The sequence below is a fragment of the Exiguobacterium sp. s21 genome (genome assembly GCF_018617975.1).
Taxonomy (GTDB): Bacteria; Bacillota; Bacilli; order Exiguobacteriales; family Exiguobacteriaceae; genus Exiguobacterium; species Exiguobacterium mexicanum_A.
This window is the reverse complement of the sequence record NZ_JACSLF010000004.1, coordinates 21,476-36,125: the sequence shown is the minus strand read 5'-3', so window position 1 is coordinate 36,125 and position 14,650 is coordinate 21,476. Positions and strand designations below refer to the sequence as shown.

Below are 14,650 nucleotides of genomic sequence, written 5' to 3'. Positions count from 1 at the left end.
GAGGCATAAAAAAATGCAGTCCGAGGACTACATTTTCGGTGACGTCGCAACTTGTTCACAGAACGCGCCGATGACGTCCGCCAACCGCTCCCGATCATAATCCATCGTGGCCACATGATACGAGCGTTCGAGCACCTCCCGTTGTTTCGGGGCTTGAACGGTCTCATACAGCCACATCGAATCTTCCGGGGGGACGACGTTGTCGATGGCTGAATGGATGACGCACGTCGGCACAGTCACCTCAGCCGCCATCGGTCGTACTTCCTCGATGAGCGCGAGCAGTTCACGGATGGCTGACGTCGGCACTTTGTCGTAGACGATCTCGTACACGCCTGGTGCACAGATATCCGGTTCGTCTTCATCAATGAAACGACAGACATCGTCCGTGGCGTGACAGGCATAGCCTGGCACGGACAACGCCGCATTGATGGTGACGATCGCATCGGCCTGCCCGGCCAAAGCGGCCTTCATCGCCAGCGTCCCGCCCATTGACTGCCCGACAACGATGACGTGTCGACATCGCTCACGCAAGAGACGGATACCGGCTTCCATCGACTCATACCAGCAGCGGCGTGTCGATTGCCGAAACTCTTCCGGATTCGTCCCATGTCCTTTGAGCCGCGGTGCGAAGACGGTGAATCCTTTCTCCATCAAAGCGATCCCGACATCACGCACACTTTGAGGCGTCCCATTAAAGCCATGGCATAACAAGATGCCGATATCATTTCCTTCATAATAAAACGCGCCCGCTCCCGGGATGACCGGATAAGTAATTGTCGTCATTTGTTTCCTCCCTATTAATCCATAGTTAACCGATAAACTTAATTGTATTAATGAATTGTAAAAGTTGAATGATGTTCAGTCAACTTAATTGACCTCTTTTATATTCCTGCCGCCCTGTCATTAAATTGTAATATGAACTTCTCGTTAAGTAGATTGAGTTCTGACGTCTGCTTGGTTATGTTTAACATGTAGTTGAAAAATCGGTAAATGATAGCATCATTCGTTACGCGATGGAGGAGATGTATAAAGTTTCCGAGCGTCAAGTCGACTAATGTAAACGCTATCATTTTGTTTGGCTAAAAGGGGGCATCCGCTCAAGCAATTGACCACACGAATTGGGACATCGTATCGGCCATCTACATAATTAAAGGGAGACTAACACATGGGGAAACCACAAACACGTTCATTCAAACAAATGACCGGCCTCGCCTTATCAGCCGGACTCGTCGTCAGCAGCATGACGCCGATTGCGGCAAACGTACACGCAGAGACGTTGAACGCTACAGATTTATTCATTTCGGAATACGTTGAAGGCTCTAGCAACAATAAAGCGATCGAACTGTTCAATGGAACGAATGCGGCCATCGACCTCTCGGCCTATAAACTTGAACTGTATTCAAACGGCGGGACGGCTCCAGGCACGACGCTCAACTTGACAGGTACGCTCGAGCCTGGTGGCACGTACGTCATCGTCAACGGCAGCGCGAACGATGCGTTGAAAGCGAAAGCCAACACGACGAGTGGTGTGACGAACTTTAACGGCGATGACACGCTCGTCTTGAAAAAAGGCGACACGGTGCTCGACGTCTTCGGTCAAGTCGGATTCGACCCGGGCACGAAATGGGGAACGACGATTGCTACGGTGGATCAGTCGTTAGTTCGGAAAGACACGGTCACGACAGGGGATGCGAACGGCGCGGATGCGTTCGACCCGGCCACTGAATGGAACTCGCAACCAATCGATACGTTCACAAACCTCGGAACCCACACGTTCCAAGGTGTCGTCTACGACGATGGCGGTACGGTAGAACCACCGGCTCCGGTCACTCCGGTTTCAATCAGTGACGCCCGGTCGAAGACCGAAGGTGAAACGGTCACGATTAAAGGTGTGGTCACGGCGAAATTGGCGAACACGATTTCGATTCAAGATGCGACAGGCGGTCTCTCGGTCCGTCCGACATCACTCGCCGTCAATGTCGGTGATGAAGTCGTCGTCACGGGTGCCATCGGTTCGTATCGTGAATTGCTTCAATTGAACAGCGCCGTCGTCGTGTCAAAACAAGCGGCGAGTGTCCCGGCTGCGCAAGTCCTCACAGGCGAACAGATCAATGAGGACGTCGAGTCTGAACTCGTCACCGTCAAGAACGTCACGCTCTCGGGCAGCGGGCAAAACTTGACGGCGACGGACGGAACGAAAGAATTCGTCGTCCGTGACGAACGTGGCATTCTCGATTTACAGACGGACGTCAACTACTCGTCAATTACAGGAATCGTGCAACAATTCGATAACACATATCAACTCATCCCACGCGACGTGTCTGACACGGTCATTGACGCATCGGTACTCCGTCCGGCGACAGCGAAGCCAGGTACGGGTACGTTCATCGGTCCACAAGACGTGACACTCTCGACGACGACAGCCGACGCTCAGATATACTATACGCTTGACGGGTCGGACCCGAAAGTGAACGGTACGCTCTATACGTCCCCAGTCCGCATCGAGGAGACGAAGACGCTCAAAGTCGCCGTCAAATCAGGTGATGCGTTCAGCGCCGTGACGACGTTCGACTATAAAATCACGGACAAGATCCGCATCCATGACATTCAAGGCGCGAGCCACACGTCACCGATGAACGGACAGACCGTCGAAGGCGTCGAAGGCGTCGTCACGTACTCGTTCGTATCGATGGGTACGACATACTACTACATCCAAACACCTGACATGGAAGCCGACCAAGATGCACGTACATCGGAAGGGGTCATCTTGTATGGCGGCCGTTCGATTGCAGGCATCCAAGTCGGGGACCTCGTCAATGTCAAAGGTCTCGTCAGCGAATACGCCATCGAAGGCTACAGCGACCGTCAGCAGACGGACATGAAGATGACGCAGATCGATACACGTAACGGTGGTGTTGACGTCATCAAGAGCGGTGTCGCCCTCCCGACGCCAGTGAAAATCGACGAGTCGAACTTGCCGACCGAGTTCATCGACAGCGATGCCCTCGCCGTCTTCAACCCGGACAAAGACGCCATCGACTTCTGGGAGAGCCTTGAAGGGATGCGCGTCGAGACGGGCAACCTCAAATCGGTATCACCGCAACAGAACGGCGACCTCGTGACCGTGCTCGAAGCAACACCGACCGAGACGTTCAACGGTGGTATTCTGTTGAAAAAAGATGATGCCAACCCGGAACGGATTCAATTCCGTCTCGAGCCGAACGCTGCCGCTCGTGATTTCGATGTCGCGACCGGTGACCGCTTCAACGGCCCAATCGTCGGTGTCGTTGGATACTCGTACGGCAACTATAAAATTCAAGCCGGCCTTGATGAGATGAAGGCTGCCTTCGTCAAAGGCGATGCCAAGCGAGAGACGACGTTCATCAAAGCCGAAGAGGATAAATTGACGATCGCCTCTTACAATCTCGAGAACTTCTCGAACAACGTCAAAGAGACGTCCGACGAGAAAGCGCTCAAACTCGCGAAAGCGTTCGTCGAGGAATTGAACAGCCCGGACATCATCGGCGTGACCGAGGTTCAAGACAACAACGGTGAGGGCACAGGCGATTCTGCGGCCGACCAAAGCTATCAACGCTTGATTGACAATATCGTCTCGATCGGCGGCAAATCGTACAAGTACGTCAACATCGACCCAGAAAACAACAAAGATGGCGGTGCACCGAACGCCAACATCCGTGTCGGCTTCTTGTATGACCCGGAACGTGTCTCGCTCACAGAAGGCATCCCTGCCGGTGACGCAACGACAGCTGTCGGTTATGAGAACGGCAAGTTGACGCACAACCCGGGCCGCATCGACCCGCTCAACCCGGCGTTCAACAGCTCACGTAAACCGCTCGCGGCGCAATTCGACTTCCAAGGCGAGAACGTCGTCGTCATCGCCAACCACTGGAACTCGAAAGGTGGCGACACTGGCTTCTTCGGCTCGAAACAGCCGGTCGTTCTTGGCAGCGAAGTCCAACGGAAACAAATCGCACAAATCGTCCATGATTTCGTGGCCGATGTGAAGACGGACAACCCGGACGCGAACGTCGTCGCCCTCGGTGACTTTAACGACTTCGAGTTCTCAGACGCGATGCAAATCTTCAAAGGCGACTTGATGACGAACATGGTCGAAAAAGTACCTGCCGTCGACCGTTACTCGTACGTCTACCAAGGGAACTCGCAAGTGCTCGACCATATCCTCGTGTCGAACCACTTAGCGGCGACAACCGAGATCGATATGATCCACGTCAACGCGGACTTCACGGAAATGTCTGGTCGCGCAAGTGACCACGATCCGGTGCTCGCTCAAATCGACCTCACTCCGGAGCCGGAAGTGGAATTGACACGTTACACGGTCGAAAATAACCGTGCTGCTCGCCTCGTCCTTCAAGACGACTTCATCGGCGTGACGATCGGCAAGGGCACGAACTTCAAGAACGGTATCTTCGTACGTGGCGCTTACACGGAATTGACAGGTGACCCGCTTAAAAACATCGTCGTTCAAGTGAAACCGAAAGAAGCCGGTGCCATCATCGACTTCGACGGCGCAACTGTCAAAGAAGTCATCGTCGACGGCACGAACTTGGCCGAGATTCGTGGAGCCGAAAATGTGAAACGAATCAGTTACACGAAAGGCGCATCCGCGAAAACGGTCGTCATCAAGAAATAACAGTTGAATCGATTTTTCTACAGATTCCGCATGCCGCAGACAGATTGTCTGCGGTCTTTTGCGTTTTCATTCGCAAAATTCGGGGATTAAGTAGAAGATGCTGATTATCGGAGGATGACGTCATGGAGATGCATAACGGGAACTTATATTGGCCGATTACGGAATCGGAACAGATCGTCTTACAGAAACCAATCAAGAAAGAACGCTACGACGTACTCGTCATCGGCGCCGGCATGTCCGGGACACTGACGGCCTATACGCTTCACAAGGATGGTGTCGATTTCGCCGTTATCGACCAAGGGAAAGTCGGTGCCGGGAGCACGGCCGCGAATACCGGGCTCATTCAATACTCGAACGACATCATGTTGCATGAACTCGTCGAGCAAATCGGCGAAGAGGATGCCGTCCGCTTCTATAAATTGTGTGCCGAGGCGGTCGATGCGCTCGACGAGGTCGCGGAGACGGTCGATGCCAAAGACGTCTACATCCGGCGCGACAGCCTTTGCTTTGCCAGCAGTGAGGCAGATGTCTCCAAATTGAAACGGGAGTATGAGATGCTGACAAAACATGGGCTTCAAGCCGAATGGCTCGACCGGGAGGCGTTACGCGCACGCTATCCGTTCGACAAACCGGCCGCCTTGATCACGAACGGGGACGCCGAGGTCAATCCGCTCACACTCAGCCGCCAAGTCGTCCGTTACTTGTCGACACAGGACGTCCCCATCTTTGAAGAGACGGACGTTACGGAAGTCGTCGCCGACGGAGACGACTGGCTCGTGCTGACTCCAGCAGGAACGTTCAAGGCGGGCCACGTCATCTTCGCGACCGGCTATCGCCCGGCCCCGCTCCTCGACACACACCGAATCGAACTCAACCGTTCTTATGCGATTGCGACGAATCCCGTCCCTGATTTTAAAGAATGGGATGGCCAGGCGCTCATTTGGGAAACGAAACGGCCGTACCTTTATTTAAGGACGACCGTCGACGGCCGCATCATCGCCGGCGGGCTCGATGAAGAGAAACCAGAGACGCCGCATAGCGAGGCGCTCATTCAAAAACGGGCTGAGCGGTTGCGCCAAGAAGTCGAGGCTTTGTTCCCGATGTATGATTTGACAGTTGAATACGCCTGGGTAGCCTTGTTCGGTGAGTCAATCGACCAACTGCCCTTTATCGGGGAACACCCGGACCGCCCCAATCTCTTTTATTTACTCGGATACGGGGGCAATGGAACGGTGTACAGCATGTTAGGTTCTAAAATTTTGAGTGAGCTGGTTCGTGGGATCGACAGTCCCGATTCTCGAATCGTACGGCTCGACCGCACACGTTAATCCCCTGACATCAGGGGATTTTTTTATACATAAGAATTGGAGTGATTTAAATGACAACGAAACGTAAACCGAAATGGGTGTATCGTCTAAGGCGCAGTCTTCTCTTCATCCCCGCCATGATCTTGACCGCCTATGTCTGGCCGCATGAGTCTATCGAGGAGGAACGCGATGGCGCGATCACCCGAACAGAAGCGACACATGAGGAGGGACGCTATACGATCGAGGCGAGGCAGGCCGTGAAGGAAGACGAGGCGGTCCGCTATGCATATGACGTTATCGTCCACGGCCAACCCGACGTCGAGACACTCCAATCGATCAGCAAGGATGTGATCGACGAGGTAGCCGTACAAGACACGTTCCAAGCCGCCCTCATCCGTTTTTATGACCACGAAGCCTATATCGGCACAGAATCCCCGCTCGGCGAGGCCGTATTTGCGCCTGGTGGAGATTGGAGCCTTGCTGATACGGTAAAAGCCGGTTCTTATGAAGACATGACGTTCGGGTGGCAGTTGAAAGAAAAAGAATGGGGCACGCAACTTTCGGACAAGGAAGCACGTGTCTGGCAAGCATGGAATCGTGTCTATGAAGCGGAACAGTCGGACGATCCTGACTTGAAAGCGAAGGTGACCCGCACCATTTCCACGAAATACGACTTGAATCCGGAAACTGTCCAACAAATTGTATTAAAGCAGAATGTTTGGGCCGCTTTATAACCTGAATCCTCCAGAAAAATACATCGAATTTTCCTTTCTTTGGCTAAATATATAATTGTATACACGTAACTGGTTGAACGGCCAAAGAAAGGAAGACGTTATGAAACGATTGATGATTTTGTGGGTGCTGTTGTTCGTGATGGGTTCTACTATGACGCCACAGTCCATCGTGGCCGCGACGACACCCCCTTATGAGGTGAGCGTCCCTTCCGGCACAACGCTTTATCAATTTGTCGGCAAGACGCTCAAGCCAAAAGCGACGTTGCGAACAGCAAAGCGGTTCAAGGCGCTCAGCACGTCCGGTTATTACTATAAAGTCCAGGACGGAAGAACCATCTATTACGTGAAAAAGAAAGCCGTCAAACTAGTGGCGACAAACCTGTCCTTGACGACGTTTTCTGGTTCGACCTATGCACGTCTGACCCACGAATATATGCGCTCGCTCACCCGCGGCCAGACGCCGTACTACTATGATGAGTTGACAACCAAGACCGCCGTCATCCGGGCTGACGCAGCGATGAAAGGGAACTGGTATATCCCCTCCCCGCCCTATCAGCTGCGCGTCCCGAACATCGATACATACCGCTTCGACGTCAGCGTCCCGGAGGTCGACTCGAAGTCGTTCAAGTTCCAAATCCATTACTTCACGACGTTGAACCAGTTGACACAAGCATACGCCGCGACCGGAAACACTGAGTATCTCCGTTACGGAAAGCGGATCGTAACGAGTTGGACCAAGCAATATCCGGCTGGGAACTACAAACGCTATCCATGGCCGTATCACGACCACGGCACGGCGATCCGGACGTTCCATCTGCTCAACTTCTGGAACGAGTTCCGCTCGTCCACGGTCAACACCGACCCAGCGTTCTCGCAACTGTTCGCCAAGACGCTCTATGAGCACGCGACGCTCCTCGCGACACCGAGCTTTTATAAGCCGAACAATAACCATGGCATGTTCCAAGACCTGGCGTTGACCGCTGTCGCGGAGACGCACCGAAGTTTCTATCGTTCGTCGTCATGGCGTTCGCTGGCGACGCACCGGCTCACACAGCAGTTGAACCATAGCTTGAGCACGGACGGGGTCCACCTTGAGCACTCACCGTTCTATCAGATTTATTTATATGACACGCTCGCCCGTTTCAACGACTGGGCCGCCGCTAACCGGTTCGCCTTGTCGAGCCGGATGCGTGACGTCAAAGACATGCCTGGTGCGTTGACGTATATGTTGAAGCCGAACGGGACACTCCCGATGTTCGGCGACACCCCGTCCATCGTTCACCGTCCGGACGCGATTCCCTATGTCGAGCGTTATCCACACTTGTATTATGCGATGACACAAGGGAGATCTGGGGCGCAACCGGCGACACGGGTCGGCAAGTTGTCAAACCAGTACGCCTTCTTCCGTCAGCATTGGGGCGGTAATGCCGGTCCGTTCCACGACGCGGTCCAAGTGATGATGACGGCCGGCTATCACAGCAACATCCATAAACATGCCGACGATTTATCGATCGACCTTTACGGTTACGGACGCGACTTTATCGTCGAGAGCGGTCGTTACGCCTATACGAATCGACCCGAACGAAAGGTCGTCATGCAGGCAGCGGCCCATAATACCGTCCATGTTGCCGGACAGAACTTCAAATTGACGCCGAGCAACTTGCGACGCAGTCAAATCACTTCGGTCGGCGCTTCATCGACACAGTGGACGGCAGCCGGGACGAGCGGACTGCTCGGCCAGGGGATGACGCACACCCGTCGTCTCGCCTACGACCGCGACGGAACGGTGCTCGTGTACGATGACATCACGAGTCCGACCACGGCCTCGTTCGTCCAGCGGTTCCATCTTGGGACCGGTTTGAACCGGGTCTCGAGCGGAAGCCGTCATGCCATGTTTAAAGACAACCAGAACCGCTCCATCCACTTGTTGCAACTCGAGGTCGGCACAACTCCGAAAGTCGCCGTCGGTGCGAGTTACGTGTCATACCGAGATTATGACTGGCAACGCCGCAATCAAGTCGTGACGACAAAGCGCGGCAAGCAAGTCGAGTATTTGACGCTGATTCATATCGGTGAAAAGACGACTAAAATCACATCCGCCACGGTCCAGACGACGGCGCGCCACTATGTCGTGCGCTACAAACTGTCGGACGGCAAGACGAAAACCCTATCCATGTTACGCTAACCTCCATTTGGAAAATGGGGGTTTTTTCTCGGTCGGTTAGGGAAAACTCGTTAAGTAGGCCAAAACGTGGCTTACAGCGCGTGTGCATACTTAAAGGGGAGGCAATTACATGGGGAACAAGAAGGAAGAGCAATTAAAACAACATATGATCGATAACGAGCAGCAAGCCGGGCTCACGACGAACCAAGGTCTAAAGATGGCGGAGGATGAGTTTTCGCTCAAAGCCGGGCGACGCGGACCGACGCTCATCGAGGACTTCCATTTCCGTGAGAAGATGACGCACTTCGACCACGAACGGATTCCTGAACGCATCGTGCATGCGCGCGGCGTCGGGGCCCACGGGGAGTTCCAAGTGTACGAGTCGCTCGCTGACTATACGAAAGCCGACTTCTTGAACGACCCGTCGAAAGTGACACCGGTGTTCGTCCGCTTCTCGACGGTGCAAGGCTCACGCGGTTCAGGGGACACCGTCCGCGACGTCCGAGGCTTCGCGACGAAGTTCTATACGGATGAAGGGAACTATGACCTTGTCGGGAACAATATGCCCGTCTTCTTCATCCAAGACGCCATCAAATTCCCGGACCTCGTCCATGCCGTGAAACCGGAACCGCACACGGAAGTGCCGCAAGGCGGCAGTGCCCACGACACGTTCTGGGACTTCGTCGGTCAAAACCATGAGGCGGCTCACCACGTGATGTGGGCGATGAGCGACCGCGGCATCCCGCGCAGCCTGCGCATGATGGAAGGGTTCGGCGTGCACACGTTCCGACTCGTCAACAAGGAAGGCAAGGCACATTTCGTCAAATTCCATTGGAAACCAAAACTTGGCGTCCATTCGCAAGTGTGGGACGAAGCACAGAAGGCGCTCGGGAAGAACGCCGACTTCCACCGTGTCGACTTGTATGAAGCAATCGATAAAGGCGATTACCCGGAATGGGAACTCGGGCTTCAAATCATCGCGGAAGAAGATGAGTTCAAGTTCGACTTCGATATTCTCGATCCGACGAAACTTTGGCCGGAAGAAGACGTGCCCGTCAAACTTGTCGGCAAGATGATGCTCAACCGCAACGTCGATAACTTCTTCGCCGAGACCGAGCAAGTCGCGTTCCACCCTGGCCATCTCGTACCTGGAATCGACTTCTCAAACGATCCGCTCCTGCAAGGACGCCTGTTCTCGTACACCGATACCCAGTTATCACGTCTTGGAGGACCGAACTTCCATCAACTCCCGATCAACAAACCGGTCTGCCCGTTCCATAACAACCAGCGCGACGGGATGCATCAGATGGCAGTTCATAAAGGACAGACAAGCTACCACAAAAATGCGCTCAACAACAACCAACCCGAGCCCGTTCCAGCCGAGCAAGGTGGGTTCGAGCACTATCAAGAGAAAATCGACGGGCACAAGATTCGTGGCCGAAGCGACAGCTTCCTCGACTTCTATTCGCAAGCGAAGCTCTTCTATAACAGCATGACCGACGTCGAAAAGCAGCACATTCAAGACGCTTACAGCTTCGAGCTCGGCAAATGTGAGTCGGACATGGTCAAAGAGAACGCCGTCGATTTGTTGAATCGCATCGACCGTCACCTCGCCTCTGTCGTCGCTGACAACTTAGGCGTCGAACTTCCGGACGAGAACAATGAAGTCGTCTCGGACAAGACCTCACCGGCGCTCAGCATGGCCAATACAATCGCGAAACCGGACACGAAGAGCGTCGCCGTCCTCCTTGCCGGAGACGTCGATGCCGCGCAAGTGAAGGCGTGGGTCCAGGTGTTCGCTGACAACAAGGTCAATTACAGCCTCGTCGGGAAGAAGTCGTATACGCTCGGCGACCTTAAAGTGAAAGAGACGTATGATACGGTCGATTCGAGCCTGTTCGATGCCGCTTTCCTCGTCAGCACGGCGACCTCGGTCGAGGACGACGTGCTCGAGTTCATCGAGAACACGTATAAACACTTCAAGCCACTCGCGCTACATTTGCACCACGATGAAGTGCTCGACCGCTGCCGGGTGAAGACAGATCAACCAGGCGTCTACACGTTCAAACAACATAGTCTCGATGGTTTCGATACGTTTATCGACGGCATCGCGCAAGGACGGTTCTGGGACCGTCAATAATTGCTCGACGTAACCGATTCGCTTTAGCGAATTGGTTTTTTGATTGGAATGCGTCTGTTCGGACAAACCCCTCTTCGTTTGTTATACTGCTTTAGTTATGTTTATTAACTATTTATAATCAAACGGAACAGGAGGCGGGCCGACGATGCAACTGACCGCACAAAAACTATGGACGAAAGATTTTCTCATCATCTCCCTCGTCAACTTCTTCTTGACGCTTATCTTCTTCTTACTAATGGTAACCATCGGCGTTCATGCCGTTTCCACATATGGGGCTTCGACGAGCGAGGCCGGGCTTGTCACCGGCATTTTTATTATCGGGACGCTCGTCGGGAGACTCTTCATCGGACGCTTGATCGATTCGATTGGACGGCGTAAGACGCTTCTCATCGGTCTCACCTTCTTCACGGCGACAATTTTGCTCTATTTTATCGACCTCGGCGTTGGCTTCTTGCTGTTCACCCGCTTCGTTCACGGCCTCGGAATGGGACTGTCGAGTACGGCGACCGGAACAATCGTCGCCCAGGTCATCCCCGGCTCTCGAAAAGGCGAAGGCATCGGCTATTACAGCATGAGCTCGACGCTCGCCACCGCCATCGGCCCGTTCGTCGGCTTGATGATGAGTCAGTACACGAGCTTCTCGGTCATCTTCCTAACTTGTCTCGTCGTTGGACTCATCAGTCTAGGAAGTGCCTTGTTCGTGAACGTCCCTGAGGCTGACAATCCGGAAGTTGTTCGGGGCTTGTCACTGAGTGCCTTCGTCGAACCAAAGGCGTTGCCAATTGCACTCATCATTGGCGTCGCCGCCCTCAGTTACTCGAGCGTGTTGTCTTATATCAATTTCTATGCGAGTGAACTCGATCTCGTGGAAGCGGCGAGTATTTTCTTCCTTGTCTATTCTATTGCGGTCCTGATCTCGCGGCCCATCACCGGGCGCCTGATGGACGCGCGAGGGGCCAACATCGTCATGTACCCGGCCATCGCCTTCTTTGCGATCGGCATGCTCGTCTTGAGCCAAGCAAACAACGCAGTCATGCTGTTACTCGCCGGGGCGCTAATCGGATTAGGATTCGGGAATATCCAATCCGGCACACAAGCGATCGCCGTCAAAGCGGCGTCCCCTCACCGGATGGGCATGGCCACGTCGACCTTCTTCATCGCCTTGGACGCAGGTCTAGGATTCGGGCCTTATTTTATTGGCTTGCTCATTCCGTTGACCGGTTTTTCAACGCTCTATCTGTTGCTTGCCGGCGTCGTCTCCTTTACGTTGTTCCTCTATTACTTGATGAACGGTCGCCACGAGCGATCCGAAATGAAACAAGCTGCCTGACAGGACTTTTTACAGTCCTGTCTTTTTTAGAATGTTCACACATTTCATCGTCACTTACGGTAATATGAGAATGACGCGCCGAAAATTTTTTGATTGAAATGAGGGACATGATGCACGCCGACCAGACAATCCAACACTATTCCTCCGTCCTCCTCCGAACGTTCGACAAAATCTCTGATTTTGTCTTCTTCATGGAAGTGGACGGTTCAACTTATCGCTATATATTTGTAAACGAGCCGGGGAAGCAGGCGATCGGCTGGACAGATGCCGATATCGGGAAACGTGTCGAGGACATGGTCCCGCCCGAGACAGCCGCTCTCGTCACACGACATTACGAGGAGGCTGTTCGGGAGCGAAAGAGTATCGTCTTCGAAGACTACCGCCTGGCCGAACCTTCTTACTCGGTCCAACCCGTCTCACATGAGATTCAACTACCGGTTCATTACTACGAATCCGAGGTGACCCCGGTCTTCGACGAGGCAGGCGTCTGCACACACGTCATCTCGGTCGTCCGGGAAGTGACGGAGCGGAAGCGTCGTGAACTCGAACTGTCGATTCTGAAAGACCAGCACGAGTCGCTCCGGCGCTACTCGCCGCATGGCATCTTCGTCCTCGATGACGCGTTTCGCGTCCAATCGATCAACCCTGCCGTCACACAGATTACCGGTTACGAGGAAGCCGATTTGTTGGGGGCGTCTTTTTTGTCATGGTTGCCCGAGTCAGAACGGGCCCTTGTCGATGAGGGGCTCCGCTTTGCCTTGTCTGGCACGCCGCACAAATACGGCATGACCGCTCCGAAAAAGACAGGCAACTGGCTCGATTTGGCCATCTTGAATATTCCGATTGAAGTCGAGGGGCATATCACGGGACTGTTCGCCATCATTATCGACCACACCCCGGAGAAAAATGCCGAGCGTGCGACTCAGGAGAGCGAGCGCCGGTATCGCCAATTGATTGAGACGATTCCTGAAGGGATCGTCGTTCATAAAGACGGCGTGATTCTATACGCCAACGCCTTGGCGCTAGAAACGATTGGCGAGACGTACATCGAGAGCGAATCGATTTTCACGTTCGTCGCCACGGAATATCATGAGACGACCAAGGCACACCTTCAGGCGTTGCGCCAAGGTGATCCGGTCCAAGATACAGAGCTCGTGCTCGTCACGCCGGCCGGTCGAAAACTGCATATGGACATCGGCAGCCTGTTAATTGATTACGAAGGAACGACTGCCGTCATGACTTTGTTGCGCGACGTCACCGAAAAGCGTGAGATGGAGCGCGCCCTGCACCAAAGTGAGACGCAATATCGCCTCATTACGGAGAACATGAGCGACCTCGTCTGTATCCTCGAGCGTGACGGTCAAGTGCGCTACGCTTCGCCGTCCCACAAGACCGTGCTTGGATATGCGCCCGAGCTTTACGAGGGTAAAAATACGCTCGACTTCATCCATCCGAATGACGTCGAGTCCGCGAGACGACAACTCGACACGATGACAGCGTCGAGCGAACCGCTCACCCTCGAATTTCGTCACCTGCACCAGGATGGACGTTGGATTTGGCTCGAGATGAAGATTCAAGCGATTTACGACGACGTCGGCCAGCTGCTCCATTATTTGACGGTCACGCGGGAGATCATGAAACGCAAAGTGTTAGAGAAACAGCTCAAGCACCTGGCTTACCATGACACGTTGACCGACTTGCCGAATCGGCGCTACTTCCTCGCCTACTTGGAAGAGACATTGGTGCGATTGGATGAAGAGGACGAGTCTCTCGCCGTCCTCTCGCTCGATATCGACTGTTTCAAACAGATTAACGACACACTCGGACATGACATCGGCGACGAACTGCTACGCCAATTCTCTGCTCGCCTGACCGATGTCCTGCGAAACCAAGACGTGATCGCTCGCTTTGGCGGCGACGAATTCTCGGTGCTCATCCGTTACACGGAATCCGATGCGCCGAGACGAGTGGCCGAAAAGCTTGTCACCGCGCTCCAACTTCCGTGGTTAATCGAAGGACATACGTTCGTTACAACCTCGAGCGTCGGGGTCGCCCCTTACCGACCAGGAACGTCGACGAAACAATTGCTCAAACATGCGGATTTGGCACTATATGAAGCCAAGGCCCGTGGGCGAAACCAATACGTCGTTTTTGAAGACCGCTCCTGAGCGGTCTTTTTTCACGTGAAACACAGAAGACAGTACCCAAACACGAACATTAAAGAGGATTAACCAACGATTATCAAGAATTTTTATCTTTTATCGCTATATCCCTTTGACATATGCTCTAATTTACGTTACATT

Annotated in this window: 8 protein-coding genes; 7 read left to right on the top strand and 1 reads right to left on the bottom strand. The window is 53.7% G+C overall.

Annotated features, from left to right (window positions below):
* Positions 1-27 precede the first annotated feature (27 nt).
* Positions 28-783 (bottom strand): alpha/beta hydrolase, encoded by a 756-nt coding sequence (locus KNP06_RS06230; protein ID WP_214788275.1) that lies wholly within the window; start codon positions 781-783, stop codon positions 28-30.
* A gap of 382 nt (positions 784-1,165) precedes the next feature.
* Between KNP06_RS06230 and KNP06_RS06225 the strand changes: the two genes are divergently transcribed.
* The 7 genes from KNP06_RS06225 (at position 1,166) to KNP06_RS06195 (ending at position 14,515) form a co-directional block, all read left to right on the top strand.
* The gene (locus KNP06_RS06225) at positions 1,166-4,672 is read left to right on the top strand and encodes a chitobiase/beta-hexosaminidase C-terminal domain-containing protein (RefSeq protein ID WP_214788272.1); all 3,507 of its coding nucleotides are present in this window, start codon (positions 1,166-1,168) and stop codon (positions 4,670-4,672) included.
* 122 nt (positions 4,673-4,794) lie between these two features.
* Positions 4,795-6,000 (top strand): NAD(P)/FAD-dependent oxidoreductase, encoded by a 1,206-nt coding sequence (locus KNP06_RS06220; protein WP_214788270.1) that lies wholly within the window; start codon positions 4,795-4,797, stop codon positions 5,998-6,000.
* Positions 6,001-6,050: 50 nt separating this feature from the next.
* Positions 6,051-6,713 (top strand): hypothetical protein, encoded by a 663-nt coding sequence (locus KNP06_RS06215; protein WP_214788267.1) that lies wholly within the window; start codon positions 6,051-6,053, stop codon positions 6,711-6,713.
* Between the two features lie 100 nt (positions 6,714-6,813).
* Positions 6,814-8,898, top strand: a complete 2,085-nt coding sequence (locus KNP06_RS06210; RefSeq protein WP_214788264.1) for an alginate lyase family protein — start codon at positions 6,814-6,816, stop codon at positions 8,896-8,898.
* A gap of 109 nt (positions 8,899-9,007) precedes the next feature.
* Positions 9,008-11,017, top strand: a complete 2,010-nt coding sequence (locus tag KNP06_RS06205; protein WP_138860168.1) for a catalase — start codon at positions 9,008-9,010, stop codon at positions 11,015-11,017.
* A 145-nt stretch (positions 11,018-11,162) separates the two neighbouring features.
* Positions 11,163-12,347: an MFS transporter gene (locus tag KNP06_RS06200; protein ID WP_034780462.1), complete on the top strand. Its 1,185-nt coding sequence runs from the start codon at positions 11,163-11,165 to the stop codon at positions 12,345-12,347.
* A 110-nt stretch (positions 12,348-12,457) separates the two neighbouring features.
* Complete coding sequence (locus KNP06_RS06195; RefSeq protein WP_214788261.1) at positions 12,458-14,515, top strand: PAS domain S-box protein; 2,058 nt, start codon at positions 12,458-12,460, stop codon at positions 14,513-14,515.
* Positions 14,516-14,650: the final 135 nt, after the last annotated feature.

What these genes read in the sequence shown, in the direction of transcription:
- KNP06_RS06225 (WP_214788272.1), top strand. Translation starts at nt 1,166, where the DNA reads ATGGGGAAACCACAAACACGTTCATTCAAACAAATGACCGGCCTCGCC.
- KNP06_RS06220 (WP_214788270.1), top strand. Translation starts at nt 4,795, where the DNA reads ATGGAGATGCATAACGGGAACTTATATTGGCCGATTACGGAATCGGAA.
- KNP06_RS06230 (WP_214788275.1), bottom strand. Translation starts at nt 783, where the DNA reads ATGACGACAATTACTTATCCGGTCATCCCGGGAGCGGGCGCGTTTTAT.
- KNP06_RS06200 (WP_034780462.1), top strand. Translation starts at nt 11,163, where the DNA reads ATGCAACTGACCGCACAAAAACTATGGACGAAAGATTTTCTCATCATC.
- KNP06_RS06210 (WP_214788264.1), top strand. Translation starts at nt 6,814, where the DNA reads ATGAAACGATTGATGATTTTGTGGGTGCTGTTGTTCGTGATGGGTTCT.
- KNP06_RS06195 (WP_214788261.1), top strand. Translation starts at nt 12,458, where the DNA reads ATGCACGCCGACCAGACAATCCAACACTATTCCTCCGTCCTCCTCCGA.
- KNP06_RS06205 (WP_138860168.1), top strand. Translation starts at nt 9,008, where the DNA reads ATGGGGAACAAGAAGGAAGAGCAATTAAAACAACATATGATCGATAAC.
- KNP06_RS06215 (WP_214788267.1), top strand. Translation starts at nt 6,051, where the DNA reads ATGACAACGAAACGTAAACCGAAATGGGTGTATCGTCTAAGGCGCAGT.